Genomic DNA, 22,052 nt, shown 5'->3' on the forward strand with positions numbered 1-22,052 from the left:
TGGTGAGGCTATCTTAGTTTCCGTTGTTCGCCGCTACAGCAGCAAATGCCTGTGCGACTTGCTCAAGGTTATGTTCGTTCAATCCAGCCAGACACATCCGCCCGCTATCAATCAGGTAGATACCATGCTGTTGCCGTAATGTGTGCACACTCTCGACAGAGAAACCGGTATAACTGAACATCCCTTTTTGCTGAATCAGAAAATCAAAATCCCGCTCCGGACACAATGTCAGTAAACGCTGGTGTAGCTGCTGGCGCATTGCGGCAATCCGTTCACGCATGGTGCTTACTTCTGCGTGCCACCGGGCATTTAACTCAGGATCGTTGAGCACCCGAGAGACCAGTACCGCACCATGTTTCGCCGGGCTGGAATAGTTACGTCGAACCGTTGCTTTCAATTGTCCCAGTACATTTACTGTTTCTTGCGCGTCATGACAAACAACAGACAGGCCACCGACTCGCTCACCGTACAGCGAAAAGATCTTTGAAAACGAGTTACTGACAAAAAATGAAACTGATGTCCGCTCAGCCAAAGCTCTCATGACATAAGCATCCTGATCGCTATCTTCGCCATACCCCTGATAAGCCATATCGAAAAACGGAATCAACTGACGAGATTCAAGAATATCGATCACTTGATCCCACTGTTGTGGTGTTAAATCAACGCCCGTCGGGTTATGACAACAGGGATGTAGCAGCACGATATCTTTCGCCGGCAATTGCGATAGTGCCTGAATCATACCGCTGAAATCCAGCATCCGCGTTTCAGGATCAAAATACGGGTAACTACCAACAGTAAAACCTGCCCCTTCAAAAATTGCATTATGATTTTCCCATGTCGGATTACTCACCCACACTTTTGACTCAGGAAAATAACGATGTAAGAAGTCAGCGCCAATCATCAGTGCTCCGGAGCCACCTAATGTCTGAATGGTGGCCACTCTCTTTTCATTGATGACTGGGTGTTCCGCACCAAAAACCAAGGTTTGGACAGCCTGACGATAATCGGCAAGCCCTTCCATCGGTAAATAGATACAAGGTTCTTTGTCGGCGGAGAACCACGCTTGTTCTGCCAGACGAACACTCGGTAACGTAGGAATCAGACCTGCTTCATCATAATAAAGGCCAATACTTAAGTTCACTTTGTCAGGACGGCTATCCGCCATGAACGCTTCCATAAGGGACAAAATCGGGTCCCCGGCATAAGGGGTAATATGATGAAACACGTAACTTCTCCTGTATTGGCAATAAAACTGACAGTCAGACTTTATTGATTATCTGTTCTGTCAGTGATTTTTAATTATGTTTGTTGACTTCATCATTGAACAGATTGAGCAACCTGTTCAATCAAAGGGCAGCCCATCTAATGAACCGGAACACCGGCATCTGCGGCATACTGACCGAAATACGCTTCTAACACTTCCGGCGTCAGCTCCCCTTTTGCTTCTAACTCTTTCAGCTTGGCCACAATCGCTTTCTGTTCATCCAAAGAAGGAAGTTTGGCTTCTTCCTGACCGCCATCCTGTTCCGCCAATGCAGCGAGCTCTTGTTCAAAATCGTTCATACATCACCTCTGTTTATTGTCTGTAACAGGCTAACTTTTGCGAGTGTACACTGCTCTCGATAAATGCTCCAGCCGCGGACCGATATGATTCACACCACGCGATGTGACGCTTTCAGTAACACACTGACTGTACGATCTCAGCAGTGACACTGTTCTCACGGTTGCTCCGGTTTCACTGACCTATCCATTTTCATGCACAACCGAAACCGGTCTGTCCCTTCAATGATCAAAGTCTGAAACCGCCGACCAAATGATCCAAGCGTTCAGAAAGGGTTTTCAGTTCGCGGCTGGCTTCTGCCAGTTCCTCTGCGGTCGTTGTCGTCAGTTCATTAATCGCATTAATTTCTTCAATGTTCTCATTGATACTCTGTACCGCGACAGATTGTTCTTCAGTGGCTGTCGCCACTTGCGTATTTCTATCGGTGATTTCGTAGATTCGCTCCGAAATCTGGTGTAATTGTTCCACCGTACTTTCAGCCGCGGCAACCCCTTCTTGCGTTCTCTCTTGTCCGACATTCATCGCCTGCACCGCATTACTCGAATCATTTTTCAACTGGGTCATCATCACTTGAATCTGCTCCGTTGAAGCGGCCGTCCGGCCCGCAAGATTACGCACCTCTTCAGCAACGACCGCAAAACCTCGTCCCTGTTCTCCTGCACGTGCAGCCTCAATCGCAGCATTCAGCGCCAATAAGTTGGTCTGATCAGAAATTTCATGAATTACCGCCAGAATCGACCCAATGTCCTGCGTTGTTGCTGCCAGTTTTTCAACCACTTGAGTCGATTTCTGCATATCTTCAGCCAGTCGGTGAATCGCCTCTTTGGCCTGATTGACGACAACCTGACCCGCATCACTACTCACCGATGCATCATTGGCGGTTGAAGCGGCAACAGCGGCATTCGATGCAATTTCACTGATGGTCGCCCCCATCTCATTCATCGCGGTCACCACCTGGATGGTCTGATCACGCTGGCTCTGACTGTTATCATGTGTCAGATGAGCTTTCTCTGCGACCACTTGCGACTCATGTGACAAACTCCGGCTCGTCGATGCCACTTCCTGCATCGATTGATGAATTTTCTCGATAAAATCATTAAAGCCCAGAGAGAGCTGAGTAATCTCATCATTGCCGACAATCTCAATTCGCTGAGAGAGATCACCATCGCCTTTACCAAGCGCAGAAAAACGTGCCGCAATCTGCCGAATCGGTTTGGTGATACTGTTTGCCAGTAACACACTCATAAAAATAAACAGCGCAGCAATCACCGCTGTGCCCAACATCATATTTTGCGCGGCACGATTCATTTCCGCATAAATCTCTCGCTTCGGTACAGAAGCGACAACGTACCAATGCATCGATGGAATGTATTCGCTCGCCACAAAGACGTCTTCATCTTGGTACCGTGCTTCAATCAGATGAAAACCATGATTACCGAGTAATGCCGCAGCCTTGGTACCATAAAGATCTGATAATGTTTTAGCCGACTGAGCCTTGTCCGGATGAATTTTTACGTTCCCTTGCGCATCCGTCAGAAACACAAAACCAGAGTCTTCAATTCGAAACCCGTTAAGCAGGCGCACCATGTCATCCATCGACTTTGACATCCCGGATAAAGTGCCGCTCTCGGCCGATTGATAATTGGCAAACATTTTCACATCACCGTTCGGCTCTTGAAAAATACTCACCATCGTCGGTTTTCCGGACGCGACAAACTGATAAAACCATTGATCTTGTTGATGATTGAGCTGGCGTAAGAACCCCTTTTGGTTCCAATAATGTGCCGTTTTGCGGTTCGCAACGGAGGCATCATTAAGATGATATTGCTGTTTGAGGTTGTTCAATTGCTGAATCAATACTTTTTCTGACTTTGGGTCAATGTTGGTTGTATCAATCGTTGCTTTGACAAATTCATTATTCGCCAGCTGCTCAGCAGCCAGCAATAACTCCGACACGTCCCGGTCAATTTGATGGCGGATGCCATCCAAAAACGATGGCAATTCAATATTCACCAAACGATGTTCCAGCACTTCTCTGGACTGATACTGAGCAATCCCGCCCACAATTACAGTTGATGCGAGCACGGCAAATGCCATACTCCATATCACTTTCTTCTTAATACTCACTGCATTGAAAAACATAGCTACTGCCTTAATTATTGTCACGGCTGCCCGCTGTCACTTAGGATGCATGTGTCAAACACCCTCCACAAGGTGATGCAATGATTGCAAAACATTGCCGAGCACATTGCAAATCGGACTGCGGGGCTGTTCATCATTCAGACTTTGAGGTTGAAATTATCAGCAACATACGGTGCAATACGACCTCAAAACACATAGATTCTGGCTGAAATTTTGTGGTGCGGGGTTCGCCCCGACAAATATCAGCCGTGTAGTATACTTCATCGCCTGAGCAATAGTGAATGGCATACGTAATACTTTTATCATTTGCTTTCAGCAGGCATTTAAGAACAACGGAACTGAAGCTATCAATCGGTAAAAATGAACTTTTCTGACTTTTGTTAAACTAATCGAGAAGTCGTTGAACCATCACAACAAATTTTTTATCAATCCCAAAAATTGGAGCAATACGGGTCATGCAATCAGCAACCGCTTTTCAACAACTACAACACTACTTAAACAGTCAGGTTATTGGTCAGGAAGCACTGGTGAGACAGGTGTTGGTCGCTTTGCTGGCCGATGGACATATTTTGGTTGAAGGCCCGCCGGGGCTGGCGAAAACAAGGGCGATCAAATCACTGGCCGATTCTATCGAAGGCTCTTTTCACCGGGTTCAGTTCACACCGGATCTGCTCCCTGCCGATTTAACCGGTACGGACATCTTCCGCCCGGAAACGGGAGAGTTCCAGTTTCAGCCCGGTCCCGTGTTTCATTCACTGCTGTTAGCCGATGAAATTAACCGTGCTCCGGCCAAGGTACAAGCCGCCATGCTCGAAGCCATGGCTGAACGTCAGGTGACTGCCGGGCGAAAAACCTACACACTCCCCAAACTTTTTTTGGTCATGGCGACCCAAAACCCGATTGAACAGGAGGGGACCTATCCGCTGCCTGAAGCGCAACTGGACCGTTTTTTACTCCACCTCCACGTCGATTATCCCGATGCAGAAAGTGAATTGGCGATTCTGCGACTCAACCGCGGTGAAGCACAAGGCGTTAAACCACAACAGCCGGAAAAACTCTCTCAGGAAGATATTTTCAGTGCCCGCCAAGCGGTGCTGGACATCCATATGGCGGAAAGTATCGAGCAATATATCGTGCGTCTGATCATGGCAACCCGCCAGCCGGAGAAATATGACGACAAGCTCAAACAATGGCTTGAAATGGGCGTCAGCCCCCGGGCAACGATCGCACTGGATCGCTGCGCGCGCGCGAGTGCATGGCTTGCCGGACGCGACTTCGTCAGCCCTGAAGATGTCCAAAGTATGGCTTTCCCTGTGTTGCGTCACCGTCTGCTGCTGAGCTATCAGGCGCAAGCCGAAGGCATTCATCCGAATCAGATTATCAATCATATTCTGTCTCTGGTCGGCAGTGCCTGATGACACCAAAACATCATGATTCAGCAGAAACGATGAGGGATGCGGATGGAACTGCCTGCTTATAGTAATGGCGTCACTTTATGCCTGGAAGAGTTGCTGGTTTATAAACAGCACTGTGCCGCTTGGCTGCCACCGGCTAAAAGTCTGTGGTCAACCATGTCGGGACAATATCAGAGTCGCCAGTTGGGCCGTGGGATGGATTTTTCTGAAGTGCGCCGCTACCAGCCCGGTGACGATATCCGCACCATTGACTGGCGGGTGACTGCCCGTACCGGTAAGACGCACACCAAGCTTTTCAGTGAAGAGCGGGAGAAACCGGTAATTCTCTATATTGATTTAAGCGCGACCATGCATATGGGGTCACGTTTACTCCTGAAATCGGTTCAAGCTGCACATATGGCAGCTTTACTGGCATGGATGTCTCTCGCTCAAAAAGATCGTTGTGGTGCCTTGATTGATTTGGGACATCGATTGATCGACATTAAGCCCAAAAGTCACCAACCCAGTGTACTGGCGCTCCTGCAGAAAATTATCGACAGTCACAGAGAACAATTACAGTTCAGCCAAACTCAGCCCCCACTCAACGATTCCGGTTCAGCGGTTTCTTCGATGTCAGAGAGTCTGACAGCCTTAAATCGCTTATCACCTAAAGGCAGTGAAGTGATTATGATCAGCGATTACACCCGTTATGACGATAATCTCAAACCGCAATTTAATCAGCTGCGCCGGCATAATCAGGTGCGGCTGGTCCATATTTATGATCCACTCGAACGGGGCGATACTGATTTTCGTGGCATTGAATTCGTCGCGGATCAACAACAAAGCCGGTGGCTTAATTTTTCAGCAAAACATACCCGGGCAGGAATCAGAAAAGCCTTTGAATCTCAGAAAGATAGGCTAGAATTACTCAGTCGGTCTTTAGGGATTCCCTATACCCGGCTCTCAAGTGATTCACCTTTGCTGAAACAACTATCCGGAAGTTATTAAATGGCACAATCGATCTCAGATTTACTTGACCTTCAACCCCTGCACCTGCCGGACGCCCCTTCATGGTGGCCGCTGGCCTGGGGTTGGCTGAGCCTCATCGGATGCGTGATCGTGATAATACTGCTGATCACTTGGCTCATTCTTTGGAAACGCAAACGGATTGCTCCGAAAAAAGTTGCGTTACGATTACTGCAACCCTCGCACGGTTCTGTGACGCCATCCGATGCAATGGAGTTAGTCAGACAAGCGTGTCTGAGCTACTTCCCGCGTCAGGAAATTGCCCATTTAACCGGACATGACTGGTATGCATTTTTAGACGAGCAAATCAATAAACCTCTGTTTATTCCCAATGAATCCCTGTGGCAAAAGGTGCTGTATCAAAAATTAAAATCAGAACCATCCCAACAACATCTGATTGATGACTGCCTGACTTGGGTACAGGAAGCCTTGCCGCCAAAGAGAAGAAGAAGGAGATAATCTTTGGCACATATTGAATTCATTTGGTGGTGGATGTTATTCCTTTTACCACTACCATTGTTGGTAACCAAATTACTGCCACCGCATCGACAGCCGGCTGCGATTCAGCTCACTTATCTCCCGACAGAAGGCAGCCTGACCAAACCCAGTCATTGGTTGAGCCAATTAATGGCCGGGGCGATTTGGGTGGCGCTGGTCGTTGCCTGTGCCCGCCCGGCTTGGTTTGGTGACCCGATTACCGTTCAACCGAAGCATCGGGACCTGATGCTGGTGGTCGATTTATCCTATTCGATGAGCCAGAAAGATATGCAAAACGGAGACGACTTTATTGATCGTCTCACCGCGGTGAAACAAGTTCTCGACCAATTTATTGAAAAGCGACAGGGAGATCGGCTGGGGCTGGTGCTGTTTGCTGATCACGCCTATCTGCAAACCCCGCTGACCTTTGACCGGGAAACTGTCCGCAGACAGTTAAATCAGACGGTTTTAAAACTCATCGGTACGGAAACTGCGATTGGAGAAGGTATCGGACTGGCGACAAAAACGTTTGTTGACGGACAGGCACCACAAAGAGTGATGATTTTGCTCAGTGACGGCACCAATACCGCAGGAGTACTGGACCCGATTCAGGCGGCTGAAATTGCGAAAAAGTATCACGCGGTTATTTATACCGTCGGGATTGGCGCCGGAGAAATGGTGGTGAAAGATTTTGTGTTCACACGTAAAGTCAATACGGCCCGTGATTTGGACGAGAAGACCCTCAAACAGATTGCCCACATCACCGGAGGCAAATATTTCCGTGCCCGCAACAGTCAGGATCTGGAAAATATCTATGCAACCATTAATCAATTAGAGCCGGTTCAACAAGCCAGTCAGACTTGGCGTCCACAAAGTGAATGGTTCATTTATCCGCTGGCACTGGCCTTAGTCCTTTCATTTATTTTGGTGATCGTCAGGAGAAATCATGTCTGATTTTGTATTTCTCAATCCGGTCTGGTTGATCGGGCTCCTTCCTGTCGCCTTGCTGCTGGCATGGCTGGCCTTGCGTAAAAAACAGCAATCGTTGATTGCACCACACATTGCTCAGGCGCTCGGTCTGTATCATGAAGCGACGTCGACATATAAACTTATCCTGCTGGCGCTGTGTTGGACCATAGCCATCGTGGCACTTTCCGGCCCGAGTTTCGAAAGTCAGCTTCGCCCGACTTATAGCAATACCGCAGCCCGGGTACTGGTGATGGACATGTCCCGCTCGATGTATGCCACCGATAATCAGCCCAGCCGACTCATCCAAGCGCGCTATAAAGCCGTTGATTTACTGAAACGCTGGAAAGAAGGGGTCACCGGTCTGGTGGCTTATGCGGCAGATGCCTACACCATCAGCCCAATGACAACCGATACTGCGACCATTCGTAACCTGCTCCCCAATCTGACCCCTGATATTATGCCGTATCAAGGCGCTGATGCCGCCCGAGGTGTCAAACAAGCAATTCAAATGATGGAGGATGCCGGGCTCCATCAGGGCGCAATTATTTTAATCACCGATGAACTCGACGCCAATGAGCGCCAAGAGATTAGCGATTTGCTTTCCGGTACACGCTGGCAATTAGCAATATTAGGCATGGGTTCACGTTCCGGAGCACCGATCCCAACGGAAAATGGCGCACTACTCAAAACAGCGCAGGGTCAGACCGTGATTGCCAAAGCTAATTTCAGTGACATGAAATCTCTGGCTCAGTCACTACACGGCACGTTTATTTCAGTTCAGCTCAACAATCAGGATGTAGACACACTGGTTGATGCGACGCAAATCAATACCGCGGAACATCAAATCTCCGGCAAGCAGCAAGTGACAGACCGGATAAATCAAGGTTACTGGCTTATTCCGCTGTTGCTGATTCCGGCTTTGATGATGTTCCGTAAAGGATTGATTTTTGGTTGGATCGCCTTGGTGATTTCAACGGGAATCGTGCCCCGGGTACAAGCATCACCGTGGCTCAATCACGATCAGGAAGCGAAACGTCTCTTCGATGCCAAGGACTATCAACAATCAGCGCAGCAGTTTTCCGACCCGGACTGGAAAGCAGCGGCCTATTATCGTTCCGGAGATTATCAGCGAGCGATTGAAGCACTCTCATCCATCAAGTCTCCGACACCACGTCAGCAGTATAATCTGGCAAATGCGTACGCTAAGCACGGTGATTTGCAACAGGCTATCGATCTGTATCAGCAGGTGCTGGCGCAGGAACCTGATAATCAGGATGCCCGGCATAACCTTGATGTGGTGAAAAAAGCACAACAGCAACAGCAACAGCAACAGCAACAGCAACAGCAACAGCAACAGCAACAGCAACAAAAAAATAGCAACACCGCTGCGCAAAACCAATCTTCATCCTCACGCCAACAACAGAGCAAATCTCAGCAGGGGCAGTCGTTAAAAGAGCCGTCAAAAGGACAGTCACAGACAGCCAAATCGCAGCAAGCTCAAGATCATCAGTCACAGCAGAAGAGCCAAAGCCAAAGCCAAAGCCAAAGCCAAAGCCAAAGCCAAAGCCAAAGCCAAAGCCAAAGCCAGCAATCAGAGCAAAATCGCTCCCAGCGTCAAGACAAAGATACGCAGCCCAAGGATGAACAAACGCAAAAAAATGCGTCAGCCAGGCAATTTCAGCAGCAACAGGCATCAACCCATCAAGCGGATCAGGCGTCACCATCGCCAACACAGAACCAACCCTCTGATCCTGAGTTCCGTAAATTGGAACAGGTTGAAAATGCCAGAGATCCCAGCCGTCTGCTGCGGGCAGAACTGATGCTTCAGGCTGAACAGAAAGAACCACCAGAGGACAATCACAAATCATGGTAAACAGACCCCGGCACTCGCTTAAAAGTATATTCTGGATCCTGTTCATCGGTCTGATGGTCAGCCTGAACACTCAGGCCGCTACCTATGCGACTGTCAGCAAGAATAAGGTGACCCGGAATGAATTGTTTCAACTTCAGATCATCACCGATCAAAAAGCGTCCGGCGACGATGTGAACTTTGAAAAACTCACCCCCGATTTTTTCGTCAACCGGCCGAGTTTTGGCACATCCACCAACATTATCAACGGTGAACGCAGTGTCCGGAGTGAGTGGGATGTCTCGATTGCTGCAACCCGTACCGGGGTCGTCACAATTCCCAGTTTTGAAGTTAACGGTGAAAAGACCCAACCGATTGCTATTCAGGTCGTCCAAGACTCGACGTTACCGAATGATAATGATCTGATCGAAATTCATTCAACCCTTGATAAAAAGACGCTCTACCCGGATGAAAGCACGTTATTGCATGTCAAAATGATGGTGAAGGTCAATCCTCGACGCCTTCAGGATACCAAGATCACGCCTCCGTCTGTGAAAGGCATGAATTTAGAAGCTGCCAGTGACTCAGAACAACACCGCGAGATTATCAATGGCTTGTCGGTCACCGTCGTGCAGCAGACATTCAGGGTCACCGCCCAAAAGCCGGGGCGCTTTACCATCACAGAACCTCAGTTTCGCAGTACCTTGCTCTATAGTGGCATGAATGGTGAAACCAAGGTGTTGACACTCAGTACCACCGCCAAGCAATTCCCGATTCAGGTCATGGCAAAGCCGAAAGATTATCAAGGTGTCTGGCTCCCGACCGCCAGCCTATCCCTCACGCAACGCTGGACGGATAGCCAAGGGAAGCCAATCTCCGGTAGCAGTGCCGCGCTCAAAGTGGGGGATTCAATCACCCGGACGCTGGAACTGAAGATCAAAGGCGTGAGTCAGGATAAAATCCCCGACCTGCAAATCAACTACCCGGGCAGTGTGCGTGTCTATCAGGAAAAACCGCAATATAAAACGCTGGATAACGATGAAGTGGTGATGACGCTGAAGCAAGTGTTGATCCCCAATCAATCCGGCCAAATCAAGTTACCGGGCGTGTCGCTCAACTGGTGGAATACGCAAAAACACCGCCAACGTCGGGCGATACTCACTGGCTTAACACTCAATGTCGCCAAAGGTGCGCCGGTCGATACGGTGATGTCTCTGCCACAATCCCCCGAAAAAGCATCTGCCGCCCCTCAGGAGATTCAGGTTAAAGATCCCGGCATCTGGCCATACCTGACTGCGCTTTTTGCTTTCCTCTGGATTGTAACGACAGGTTGCTGGCTTTATCGTATTTGGCATACCAAACGCTCGGAGCCGCCCGTTGAAACACCGGACAGCCCCACAGAAGCCAATCCGCTGTCTTTACAAGAAGCATTAAAGCAGCAAGATGGAATTCGAATTCAGCATCTGGTGCAGGTACAAATCGCTGAGCTGGGATTGTCTACGCAAGAAAGAGAGCCAATCGAAAATGAAGTGGGCAAACTACAGGCTGCGATCTACTCATCCCGGCAAGAAGGCTACGATCCGAACCCCCTGCTGCGTTTGTTAGCCGAAGCGGAAAAACAGCACAAGAAAAACAGTAAAAAGCAGAAGAGAACCTTACCGGACCTTTAAACCCGTCGGTTCAATCCGTTCAGAGGCATCTCCGTGCTCAGCATAACGCGGAGATGCCCTGTCAATCGCACCCAATCGGTACCCATCCGCAATCAACCTGTACGTGCCCAATCAACCTATGACCAACCACGATCAATAATATGGTGTGACTTCCGCCAGATCGCTTTCCGGTGTATAACTTGTTTCTGTATCACTTGCGTATGTCACTGGTTTTAGCGGTGACTTTCCATCTCACGATCAATCAGGGACTCAGACCATCCATGCGGACAAAATTCTCTCTTCTTGTACTGATGATGTTCATCGTCTCTCTGAGTTTTTCCGTTGCTGCGCAAGTTGACCTCGTGACCATCGATAAGTCCAAACGGCGTATCTATCTGCTTGAGCAGGGACAGACGATCAGAACGTATCGCATTGCCCTCGGCAAGTTTCCGCAAGGCCCGAAACATCAGGAAGGTGATCAGCGGACACCGGAAGGTGACTATGTGCTCGATGCGATTAATCTCAATTCCAATTTCTATAAAGCATTTCACATCAGCTATCCGTCTGCCAAAGACATAGCCTATGCGCAACAACACGGCTTGAACCCCGGAGGCGACATCCATATTCATGGTTTGAAGAACGGCTATCAACGTCATCCGGAATTTATTCAAAGTTTTGACTGGACCAATGGCTGTATTGCCTTAACCAATGAAGAGATGGATGAGTTTATCCGTTTGGTGCCGGTTGGCACCCCGATTCATATTGCGTGGTAATGAGCGGAATCATGATCAATCTGACTGGATAACGTCCGACATACTTTTCCCGCAGAACAATCCCCCGACCGCTGTGGTTTCATCGGCTTTCTGAACGCCGTAACGCCAATCAGAAAGCCGATACACGAACCAGTATTATTAACGCGCTGATGTCAACACAACATGGTAATGGTAGTGCGCTGCATCCAACAGGAATTCCGGATGAACGCTCGGCGTCCAGGAATCATCGCCACCGATCCCCATATGGAAGCCATCCACATGCAGGTAAACCATGTCATCAGCGACCAGCTCATGGGTATGCTTGGCAGCTTCAAGCATTGCCTGTGAGTAGCGGCTGACACTGAAATGGAACGTCCCCTGCACCGTAATTCCTCCCAGCGCTAGGTTTCGGGTGTCACAACGCAATCCGTTATCCGTCGGGAAAATATAAGGGGTATGCATCTCGCTCACCGTCGCATCGTAACATCCGAACCGCGCGGACAAACAACGATCCGGGTAGTTTTCGTGCGGCCCGCGGCCAAACCATGTCACACGCTCCGTTAATGGCAATGCACAAGAGAATCCGACTCGTGGCAGAGACGGTAATGTCACACATCGATGTACATCGACATCAATCCGCATTTCGCCTTGCTGATTGACTGTGTAACACCATTGCGTCCGCAATACCTGTTCGGTCGGCGAGGTATAATCAAATTGCGTTTTAATCATCACACAATGCTGTCCTGACTCAACCGTCATACTGACGCACCGTCCTGCCAGACGATCAAGGCCGGCCTGTTTCCAGCGCGCCATCCAACTGTTCGGGTCAGGCCGATCCACTTCACTGGTCCCGATATCATTATCGAGCGGTGCACGATAGAAGTTATCTTTCAGCGGTGCCGCTAATAACTGCTCTCCCTGTTGCTCCCAATGCGTGAGATAACCGCTGCCTCGGTGGAACGTCCACTGTTGGTCTGCGACCGTGACGATCACCTGCTCATCTGATTCAGAGACACGAATGTCAGCCAATGTGGTGGCGCTGTTTACGTGTAACCGGGGAGATGCCGCCTTCAGTTCAAACTGCGCCTGTGCCACCGAATGACGAGCCGGAGCCCAGAACGTCTGTTCAGCCAACAGCAAGTCAATATTTAGATGATAAGTTTTCTCCGGCTGATAAAGACGCTGCTCAAGAGGTAATTCGATGCAGTGCTCCGCTTCAGGTGCCATCACAACCGTTTGCTCCCCTGCCGAGATTGCGACGCCGTCTTCCAGTACCGTCCAGCAACACATCAGGGCTTCTGCGGCAAACAAATGTTCACTGGTTAACGTCAACTGATGTTGGCCATCAAATTCAATCCTGTAGAACTGCTGAGCCCGCTTCGCTTCCAATAATGTCGGATGAACCGTACGATCCGGCCAGATTAAGCCATTAATACAAAACTGACGATCATTGATTTCATCGCCGAAATCCCCGCCATACGCCCAGTAATGCTGCCCGTGCTCATCCCACTTTGAAAGCCCCTGATCAACCCAGTCCCAGATAAAGCCGCCCTGAAGCCGTGGATACTGGCGAAACGCCTGCCAGTATTTATCAAAACTTCCGAGACTGTTCCCCATCGCATGGGCATATTCACACAGAATTAGCGGACGCTGTTCACCGGGCCGGCCAATCCAGTCTTTAATTGCATACTTTGGATTCGTACCGCCCTGATGCTGATCAACCCGGGCATACATCGGACAGATAATATCCGTGGCAGCCGTATCGGCACCGCCCCCTTCATACTGGATCGGGCGTGACGGATCGCGCTGCTTGGTCCACTGATACATAGCATGATGGTTCAGACCGATACCGGATTCATTCCCCAACGACCAGATAATTACCGACGGATGGTTTTTATCCCGTTCAACCAAACCAATCATGCGCTGCATGTAAGCATGATTCCATTGCGGATCCTCAGATAAACGGCACATCGGAAACTGACCATGCGTCTCGATATTGGCTTCATCCACCACATACAAGCCATACTGATCACAAAGTTCATACCAGCGCGGATGATTCGGATAATGCGAGGTGCGCACCGCATTAAAGTTGTGCTGCTTCATCAACAGAATATCTTTGACCATCGTCGCTTCATCGACATGATGTCCCGTTTCCGGATGATGTTCATGACGATTCACGCCGCGGATCAACAGGGCTTTGCCATTCACTTTGAGCAAACCATCTTCAATGGCAACCGTGCGGAATCCGACCGAGAAGGCTTCACACTCAATCACCTGTGACTGCTCATCCAACAGCGCGACGACACAACGGTACAAATAAGGGGTTTGCTCATTCCAGTGACGGGGACGAGAGATAGTCAGATGGTGTTCAACCTGATCCGCCCAGCCGCCTTTCTCATCAACCGCATGCTGATTGGTGGCGCAACACGTCTCTCCCTGCATGACGACCGGCTGGCCTGCGGCATCAAACAGCATCACCTCAACCCGGTGGTTGGCTGTCTGCTGACTGAGTTTCGTCGTCACGCGCAGTGCCCCGTCTTGATAGAGTGCATCCAGTTCCGGACGGATAAAAACGTCGTTGATTGCGATAGCAGGCTTGTGATAGATGTATACATCGCGAAAAATACCACTCAGCCACCACATATCCTGATCTTCCAGATAAGAACCGTCAGACCAGCGTATCACCATGACGACAAGGCGATTATGACCGGGATGGATATGACCCGTTAAGTCAAATTCTGCCGGTAGTCGGCTGTCCTGCGCATAACCAACCCATTGACCATTACACCACAAATGAAACGCTGAATTTACCCCTTCAAACAGGATGCGAGTCTGTTCTCCGGTGGCAGGTTCCACAACAAAATCACGAGCATAACACCCGGTCGGATTCTGTGCGGGTACCGTAGGTGCGCAGTCAGGAAACGGATACTTCACATTGGTGTAGATCGGATGATCAAACCCTTGCAGCTGCCAGTTACCGGGAACCTCAATTTGTTCCCATGCCGATAAGTCATCTCCCGGTTCAATGAGTGATGCTTCGACCATTTCAGGAGCAGAGTAAAACTTGAATGCCCATTGCCCGTTCAGGTAGTAACGACCACTTGCGATTCCCTGACGGGCATCTTCGATATAACGATAGCTGTGTAGCGGGACGTGAGCTGACAGGGTATGCATCCGGACAGCGCCCGGATTCTGCCAGTCTCGACTGGCAATAATATCTTGAAAAGTTCGCATGAATACCTCGTTATCAGGCAGGAGGGAAATATCCATCCTGCCTGTTTTTTTCTCATCAATGCAGCTGTTTTTTGATCCGGCGGAGCTGATTATGCGGTTGTTTCTTTAGTCATATTTAAAGAATAGGTCTCAAATTCCTCCGGCTGAAATCCTTCATGCAGACGGTAGTAACGTCGATAAATCAGTGCACTCACAACCATCAGTAAAACAGGAATACCAATCATTAATGCCTGTAATCCGAGAATCGTCCCTTCAGATTGTTGGACATTCGGGACATATCCGACTACCGACAGCCCAACCCCGACAATAAACGCACCAGCGGCACTGGCAAATTTAACCAGCATGGTTTGGACAGAAAAAATCACGCTTTCGCTGCGTCGGCCGGTGATATGTTCACCATAATCGACCACGTCGGCCAGCATCACCGTTTGCAAGCCGTTGGTGATCCCGACACCGAATTTGATTGCCGCACCGGAAAGACCAATTAAATAGACATTGCCCGGATCAACCACACCCATGACCACCAATAACAGACATGACAAAATCGGGAACATGCAGGCGATCACCCACAGATGTTTACGTGGCAATAAGGCCGCCAACCGCGGAAAGAGGAAAATCCCAGCGACTTCAGCTGCACCGGCCACCATCATGTAAACCGGGAACAGTTCTTTATTGCCGACGGCATAGGTAAAGTAGTAAATGGCGAAACCACCAACCAGCATATTGCCAATCTGGAACGCCAACACGGTCGCAATTAATACTTTCAACTGATCATTGCCACCAATAATGCTGATGGCATCTTTCAGACCGAACTTCTCGACCATCTGTCCGGTGGCGACCACTTTTTCTTTAACATTCTTAAACGTAATCAATGCACTGAGGATAAATAAAACCGCAATCATGATCGACAGTTTAAAGAACCCTTGCCCCTGATCGTCACCACCCAACTTTGTCACCATCCACAGCCCATAACTACCGACAACAAACCAGGCAAAACTGGCAAACAGCCGCGGCCAGACAACTAACTTTTCCCGTTCTCGGCGCGATCCGGAAATAGCAGGAATCATTGACCAGAACGGGATATCCATGATGGTGTAGGTTAAACCCCATAAAATGTAAATCACCGCAGCATAGATATAAGCAGCGGTGCCTTCAAACATGTGTGAACAAAATAATGCAATCAGCACAAACGCATTGATAGCAGACCCAATCAGAATCCACGGACGAAATTTGCCATAACGAGAGCGAGTGTTGTCTACCACAATCCCCATCATCGGATCGGTGATCGCATCAATCACTCGCGCCGCGAGAAAAACCATCCCGACATACGCGGCAGAGAGCTCAACAACGTCGGTAAAATAGAACATCAGAAATATATAGATAGGCGCACAGGCAAAATCTTTACCTAATGCGCCCAGACCGTAGGATAATTTGGTTTTCAGCTCAATATGAGTCTCGTTATATTTTTTATTCATAGGGACGCTTTATCGTTATTTTGTTAAACATGTTGCGTACTATATTGAGCGTATTGTAATAAAACTGTGATCATCACACCGTTTGGTGAGAACGTTTCCACCGATATGAAACTATCAGAAAGAGATCACATTATCCCTCTGAAATACCCAAGGAAAATTGATAAAACAGTCTCAATGGCAGACTGTAGAAAGCTCATCAAGTCAGGTATATCGTATGATTTAATCAGGAGGAAGAGATAAAAAAGCGGGCGCTTACTTACTCCCATTTGATAGTTTCGTTATGGACAATTATTGAAGTAAAATGATGAACATCACACCTTGAATGTAAACGATATCATCACAGTCAGGGATTGGATTTGCTACGCACCGGATGCCGTGCCGACGGGCAGAGATACAAAAGGTTTGATTTCCTTTAACACAAACATACTCTGCATTTCTTTAATCCCCGGTAAACGCCGAATCACTGACATCGCAAATTCCGCATAAGAATCGAGATCATGAGAGACGACTTGAATCAAGAAGTCAGCATCGCCCCCGATACTGTAGCAGGCAACAACATTCTCAAGCGCAGTCACTTCTTGCTCAAACTTACGCGCTTCGGCTTCACTGTGGCTATCAATCGTCACCCGAACGAAAACCATCACACCCAAGCCTATTTTTTTCCGATCCAGAACCGCACGGTATCCTTGAATAATTTCATCGTCTTCCAACTTGCGGACTTTACGCCAGCAGGGTGAAGATGACATGCCGATTTGATCTGCCAGCTCCTGATTGGTCATCCGTGCATCTTGTTGCAATAAGGTCAAAATTTGAGTATCTGTCTTTGTCAGCGCCACTAGGGTTAAATCCTTTCATTTTTTTGCCATTTATCGGGTAATTTTGCCCTACAAGCATTTTTCCTAACGTGATATAGGTAACAAATTTCTATCATTCTGATGCATAATGAACAGCAACAACAACGTCAAAACATAGTTGGTAAAACAGTTGGTAAAACAATAGTTACAGTTCATTACAACTCACCAAGGACAATGATTCACCAAGGATGGAATTCAATGATTCTACATGTCGTGCTATTTACCTTTAAAAAGAACTGGAGTTGGTCTTCCACAAATGCAATCGAAGCAGAACAAGCAACACGTAATCACCCTCGTCATATTGAGGAAATAAAAGGATGGATATGTGGCCGAAATATATCCCGCCGAGAAATTGCTGCTGACTTTATCGCGATTGGAATATTTAATAACACTGATGATTTGGAAAAATATATTGTCCATCCAAATCATAGAGAAGGTGTTGAAAAATGGAAAGCGATTGCTGAATGGAATATTGTCGATATCGATTTATCCACCGATTTTTCTCAAGCAACCGGATATCTGAATTTATTATCCACCCTGTAAATACGATTTTAAAATGAGTGAGGAATTCATGGAGTTTGATGCAAGCAAGCACAAATGTACCATTATTGTTGATCAGGATTTACATCCGGGTTTAGCAATTAATGCTGCAAGTGTGATTGGAATCAGTTTTGGAAAAACAGTCAATAATCTCGTCGGCCCTGATATGCACAGCCTGGATAACGTCAATTATCCGGGTGTTATCTACTCGCCACTTCCGGTTTTGCTCTCGACGGGAGAACATATCCACAACCTGCTCGCCACCGCTGAACAAGATGATCAGATTTATACCATGCCTTTTAGTGCGTTGGCTCAGTCATGTAAAACGTATGATGAATATGGTGAAAGAATATCATCGGTGGCCAGTCAACATATTGAACTCGTCGCCATTGGTATGATTGGTCCGAAAAAAACCATCAATAAACTAACGGGTAACCTGCCGTTATTTAAATAAACAACCAGACATTCAATTACCTCCAATCAAACATATAGAGAATTTATTAAGGATGATCTCATGTATGCGATTTTTAAAGATGAATTGGTAAAACAAGCCAAAGATATTTTCCAACAACATAAAAAATTTGAAAATGGCGAATATTCTCACCAGCAACTGATTCATCATCAAGAAAAAAATCTTAAAGAAGTTCTAAAATATATCATCGATGGTTCTGGTTTTTATAAAGAACACTTATCAGGAATAACAGCGTCAGATATCGATAAATTTTCTCTTTCTGCGTTAAGCACATTACCATTTACCACCAAGAACGATCTTCGTGAAAATAGAAATTGCCTTGCTTCGGCACCACTCGATAAAAGTTGGATATACTACGAAACAACCGGCACGACAGGAGCTCCCACACCATGCCCCCGGAGTGAAACTGATTCGATTTATAATAATACGCCACTGATTCTCCGCTACGGACAAATTTTTCAACAGCATGGTGACAAACATATTGTTGGCGTCATGGGGCCGACCGAATTACATTCGACAGGGGATACCTTTGAAGATGTATTCCGCAGTTTAGGCCATAGTGTGGTCAAAATGTGGCCCCGCTCTCCGGTTGTCGGCATGAACCGCGCAATGGCACTTATCAATGAGTTACAAATTACGGCGCTCGTGTGTACACCTGCGGTGGCGATCAATCTCGCCCGATACCTCAAGAAACACCATGTGTCCCCGGCAGAAAGCAGCGTGCGAGTCATTCTGACATTAGGAGAATTAACCACACCGGCTTTGCTGCGCAATATCGGCGAAACATGGGGAGCACAAGTATACAATTGTATGTACGCCTCTCAGGAATCTTCTATTTTGGCGGTCTGTGACAGTGACCAATCACTCTACACCGTCCCAATGAATAACTACTATGAGTTAGTTGATCCGAACAGTGGTGAAGTGATCCCGGCTTCTGCAACGGAAACCAGTGGTGAGTTGGTGATTACTCATTTGTATCAGGGACAGAAGCCACTGATTCGCTACCGCACCGGTGATATGGTCAGAGCAACACGTATGTCTGACGGCCGACTGAAGATTGTGCCGATTGGTCGGGTCCGGGATACATTGACTTTAGGTGGCTGCAACTACTGTGCATGGGATATCGAGGCCGCCCTGCTGGAAAAACTGACCGGCTGCTTAGATTATGCCATTCAGATTGATGAAAAAAATGGTATCGATCACTTAAATATTATCGTTGAGTTAATCGACGACATCCCGCAGCAAGCCGTGATGCTCGCGCAGACCAAGGCTTATATGGCAGACAAAATCCGCCACGTTGAAATCGATATTCAGGTTGGTGAAACCACCAATATTACCAGTACATCTGCAATGGTCAGCTGGAAAGCCGCCAGACTGCATGATTTAAGAGCACAAGGCGATAACGCTGATCGCGACGCAGCCATTGCACTATTAGGTCGGGGGTTTCAATAATGACCGACACCATGACTCAAGCAAAACCACAGCAAGCGCATTCAGGTATCCACCACCCTTTTATCTATCTGGACGATGAATATCAGCCAGCGATGGAAGCTTCAATTCCGATTACAACACAAGCATTTAATTATGGGACAGGGGTTTTTGAAGGGATCCGGGCTTATCTTGCAGAAGACCAGCGCACTTTGAACATTTTTCAGTTAGATGCGCATATTGAACGGTTCATCAATTCTTCGAAACTTCTCCTGATTGATCACTTACCATCTCATCAAGAGATGAAAGCAATTATTCTTGAGCTGCTGAGAAAAAATCAGGCCAGCACAGATTGTTATATCCGGCCGATTGCTTTTAAAAAGAGCCTGCTTCCCGGGCAAGGATTTGGGGTCAAACTCTCTGGCGTCAGTTCAGGACTTGCGATTAATAGTTTAAACATGCCTTCGGTATCAGCACAAAAGAGCCTGCGCTGTACCATTTCAAACTGGAGAAGGGTTGCCGATAATTCGATTCCGGCACGCGCAAAAATCACCGGCAGCTATGTCAACTCAGCACTCGCAATGGAGTCGGCGCATCGCGCTGGATATGACGATGCCATCATGCTCAATGTTCATGGCAATATTGCCGAAGCCACCACGTCGAATGTCTTCTTAGTCAAGAAGAATAAACTCATTACACCGGCGATTAATTCTCACATTCTCGAAGGGATCACCAGAAGCACGGTGATTACTTTGGCGACAGAAGAGTTAGGGCTTGAAGTTGAAGAGAGAGATATCTCCCCCTCCGAACTCTTTGCTGCAAATGAGTGTTTTCTGACCGGAACAGGAATGGAAGTTTCCCCCGTACAGCAGATTGATCATTGTGACTTCAATAGTGCTGAACCACACAGTGTTACCTCAGAAATTCAACGTTTGTATATCAAGTCGGTTCGAGGACAACTGAGTCATTTTAAACACTGGTTAACGAGTGTGAATTGATGATTTTCATGGAGAGATAGACCAATGAACACGCATTTTATGGATATGGGACTTGTTCATGCGACATGTCACCCTGTTTATACATTAGGCCCACCGGGGACAAGCAGTGAATCCGCTTCAAAGTATTTTTGTACGCGGATGAAAGAATTCTATTCTAACAGTTTGAATACTATCAATCTGAACGAAACCTATGAGCAGGCACGCGATAATACCAAACAAGATAATGGGTTATTGATTGTTGCCAATGCCTATCAAAAAATTAATGATTTCTATATGGACTCTCATTTAAATCTGTTAGTAACATTTGTTTTTGATACCCCTTTATACGGGATTGCGACCAATCGTTCATTACCGCGCCGGCCACTGAGAATTGCATCTCATCCTGCGCCGATACCATTAATTCATGAATTGCTCCCTCAAGGCTTGCAGATAGAAACAATTATTGAAAAGAATTCTACCAGTGAAGCAGCCAATGCCGTCACTCAACATGAAGCCGATGTTGCTTTAACGACAGAAATTGCAGCAGATCTGCACAATCTATCGTTTATATCCAATGTCCGCCCCATCCATATGTTGTGGTCTGTATTTGGGTGCAATACTTCGAAATAACGTGCTGTTCATTCACATGTTTCGCCATCAACAGATTCATAAAAAAGAACCAAGAAAGGAAGAGAGAAATGATAGAGATGAAATTACACACGATTGACAGTGCACCGGATGGCAGTCGCAAACTTTTGCAAAGTTCGATTGATAATTTCGGTTGGATCCCCAACCAAAGTGCATACATGGCTGAATCTCCCGATCTGCTGGCTTCTTATCAGTTTGCGCATGACCGATTTTCACAATGTTCCCTGAATGAAGCAGAGAAAGCGGTTGTCTGGCTCACAACCGGTGTGATTAACCAATGCCCTTATACGATTAAAGCCCATCGCTGGATTGCAATTCACAAAGGGGTCGCCAGTGAGATTGTTGATAAAATAATTCATCATCCGGAGCAACTCCCGACACGATTAGCCGCGCTTCAGCAATTTACACAAGCAGTGATTCTTTCGCAGGGCACCATTCAAAAAGACAAAGCAAGTCATTTTCTAGCAGCGGGCTTCACACAACAAAATATGCTTGATGTGATTTTAGGCATCTCCCAGAAAACCATGTCTACCTTACTCAATAGCTTGGCAGACACACCGGTTGAGACGCAGTTTATGGATACGGTCGAGGCATAAGGTGGTTGT

General features: G+C 47.6%; 19 protein-coding genes. 13 read left to right on the forward strand and 6 right to left on the reverse strand.

All coding sequences use genetic code 11. The features are described from left to right. Positions 1 to 13: 13 nt before the first annotated feature. The 3 genes from VRK_RS14185 to VRK_RS14195 all read right to left on the reverse strand — a co-directional run bounded on the left by VRK_RS14185 (position 14) and on the right by VRK_RS14195 (position 3,703). Positions 14 to 1,225 (reverse strand): amino acid aminotransferase, encoded by a 1,212-nt coding sequence (locus tag VRK_RS14185; protein WP_059121971.1) that lies wholly within the window; start codon positions 1,223 to 1,225, stop codon positions 14 to 16. A 137-nt stretch (positions 1,226 to 1,362) separates the two neighbouring features. Continuing rightward, on the reverse strand, positions 1,363 to 1,563 hold the full coding sequence (locus VRK_RS14190) for a hypothetical protein (protein WP_059121972.1): 201 nt from the start codon (positions 1,561 to 1,563) through the stop codon (positions 1,363 to 1,365). A gap of 226 nt (positions 1,564 to 1,789) precedes the next feature. Continuing rightward, positions 1,790 to 3,703, reverse strand: coding sequence for a methyl-accepting chemotaxis protein (locus VRK_RS14195; RefSeq protein WP_059121973.1), 1,914 nt, complete (start codon positions 3,701 to 3,703; stop codon positions 1,790 to 1,792). 455 nt (positions 3,704 to 4,158) lie between these two features. Between VRK_RS14195 and VRK_RS14200 the strand changes: the two genes are divergently transcribed. The 7 genes from VRK_RS14200 to VRK_RS14230 all read left to right on the forward strand — a co-directional run bounded on the left by VRK_RS14200 (position 4,159) and on the right by VRK_RS14230 (position 11,840). Continuing rightward, entirely contained in the window at positions 4,159 to 5,118 is a 960-nt protein-coding gene (locus VRK_RS14200) for an AAA family ATPase (RefSeq protein WP_059121974.1), read from the forward strand. 39 nt (positions 5,119 to 5,157) lie between these two features. Then, positions 5,158 to 6,105, forward strand: a complete 948-nt coding sequence (locus VRK_RS14205; protein ID WP_059121975.1) for a DUF58 domain-containing protein — start codon at positions 5,158 to 5,160, stop codon at positions 6,103 to 6,105. Continuing rightward, the gene (locus VRK_RS14210; RefSeq protein ID WP_059121976.1) at positions 6,106 to 6,582 is read left to right on the forward strand and encodes a DUF4381 domain-containing protein; all 477 of its coding nucleotides are present in this window, start codon (positions 6,106 to 6,108) and stop codon (positions 6,580 to 6,582) included. It begins immediately after the preceding gene. Positions 6,583 to 6,585: 3 nt separating this feature from the next. Further along, positions 6,586 to 7,554 carry a vWA domain-containing protein gene (locus VRK_RS14215; RefSeq protein ID WP_059121977.1) on the forward strand — a complete coding sequence of 323 codons (969 nt, stop codon included), beginning with the start codon at positions 6,586 to 6,588 and terminating at the stop codon, positions 7,552 to 7,554. Further along, entirely contained in the window at positions 7,547 to 9,442 is a 1,896-nt protein-coding gene (locus VRK_RS14220) for a vWA domain-containing protein (protein ID WP_059121978.1), read from the forward strand. The genes VRK_RS14215 and VRK_RS14220 overlap by 8 nt, the downstream gene beginning before the upstream one ends. Then, positions 9,436 to 11,088 (forward strand): BatD family protein, encoded by a 1,653-nt coding sequence (locus VRK_RS14225; RefSeq protein WP_059121979.1) that lies wholly within the window; start codon positions 9,436 to 9,438, stop codon positions 11,086 to 11,088. Before VRK_RS14220 ends, VRK_RS14225 begins: the two co-directional genes overlap by 7 nt. Before the next feature lie 260 nt (positions 11,089 to 11,348). Continuing rightward, on the forward strand, positions 11,349 to 11,840 hold the full coding sequence (locus VRK_RS14230) for a L,D-transpeptidase family protein (RefSeq protein ID WP_059122779.1): 492 nt from the start codon (positions 11,349 to 11,351) through the stop codon (positions 11,838 to 11,840). 138 nt (positions 11,841 to 11,978) lie between these two features. Here the strand turns inward: VRK_RS14230 and VRK_RS14235 are convergent, their stop codons facing one another. From VRK_RS14235 to VRK_RS14245, 3 genes are all read right to left on the reverse strand, one after another. Further along, positions 11,979 to 15,053 (reverse strand): beta-galactosidase, encoded by a 3,075-nt coding sequence (locus tag VRK_RS14235; RefSeq protein WP_059122780.1) that lies wholly within the window; start codon positions 15,051 to 15,053, stop codon positions 11,979 to 11,981. 89 nt (positions 15,054 to 15,142) lie between these two features. Further along, positions 15,143 to 16,528, reverse strand: a complete 1,386-nt coding sequence (melB, locus tag VRK_RS14240) for a melibiose:sodium transporter MelB (protein WP_059121980.1) — start codon at positions 16,526 to 16,528, stop codon at positions 15,143 to 15,145. A 359-nt stretch (positions 16,529 to 16,887) separates the two neighbouring features. Further along, positions 16,888 to 17,364: an Lrp/AsnC family transcriptional regulator gene (locus VRK_RS14245; protein WP_059121981.1), complete on the reverse strand. Its 477-nt coding sequence runs from the start codon at positions 17,362 to 17,364 to the stop codon at positions 16,888 to 16,890. A 99-nt stretch (positions 17,365 to 17,463) separates the two neighbouring features. Here VRK_RS14245 and VRK_RS14250 point away from each other — a divergent pair, with 99 nt between their 5' ends. The 6 genes from VRK_RS14250 (at position 17,464) to VRK_RS14275 (ending at position 22,043) form a co-directional block, all read left to right on the forward strand. Continuing rightward, the gene (locus VRK_RS14250; protein ID WP_197413113.1) at positions 17,464 to 17,925 is read left to right on the forward strand and encodes a Dabb family protein; all 462 of its coding nucleotides are present in this window, start codon (positions 17,464 to 17,466) and stop codon (positions 17,923 to 17,925) included. A 28-nt stretch (positions 17,926 to 17,953) separates the two neighbouring features. Continuing rightward, entirely contained in the window at positions 17,954 to 18,376 is a 423-nt protein-coding gene (locus VRK_RS14255; protein WP_059121983.1) for a DUF2000 domain-containing protein, read from the forward strand. Positions 18,377 to 18,436: 60 nt separating this feature from the next. Next, a complete protein-coding gene (locus VRK_RS14260; protein WP_059121984.1) occupies positions 18,437 to 19,846 on the forward strand; it encodes a phenylacetate--CoA ligase family protein in 1,410 nt (469 codons plus the stop codon). After that, complete coding sequence (locus VRK_RS14265) at positions 19,846 to 20,820, forward strand: branched-chain amino acid transaminase (RefSeq protein WP_082671400.1); 975 nt, start codon at positions 19,846 to 19,848, stop codon at positions 20,818 to 20,820. Before VRK_RS14260 ends, VRK_RS14265 begins: the two co-directional genes overlap by 1 nt. A gap of 24 nt (positions 20,821 to 20,844) precedes the next feature. After that, a complete protein-coding gene (locus tag VRK_RS14270) occupies positions 20,845 to 21,429 on the forward strand; it encodes a type 2 periplasmic-binding domain-containing protein (protein WP_059121985.1) in 585 nt (194 codons plus the stop codon). Positions 21,430 to 21,497: 68 nt separating this feature from the next. Then, positions 21,498 to 22,043: a carboxymuconolactone decarboxylase family protein gene (locus VRK_RS14275; RefSeq protein WP_059121986.1), complete on the forward strand. Its 546-nt coding sequence runs from the start codon at positions 21,498 to 21,500 to the stop codon at positions 22,041 to 22,043. Positions 22,044 to 22,052: the final 9 nt, after the last annotated feature.

Source organism: Vibrio sp. MEBiC08052, assembly GCF_001506075.1.
In the GTDB taxonomy this organism is placed as follows: Bacteria; Pseudomonadota; Gammaproteobacteria; order Enterobacterales; family Vibrionaceae; genus Vibrio.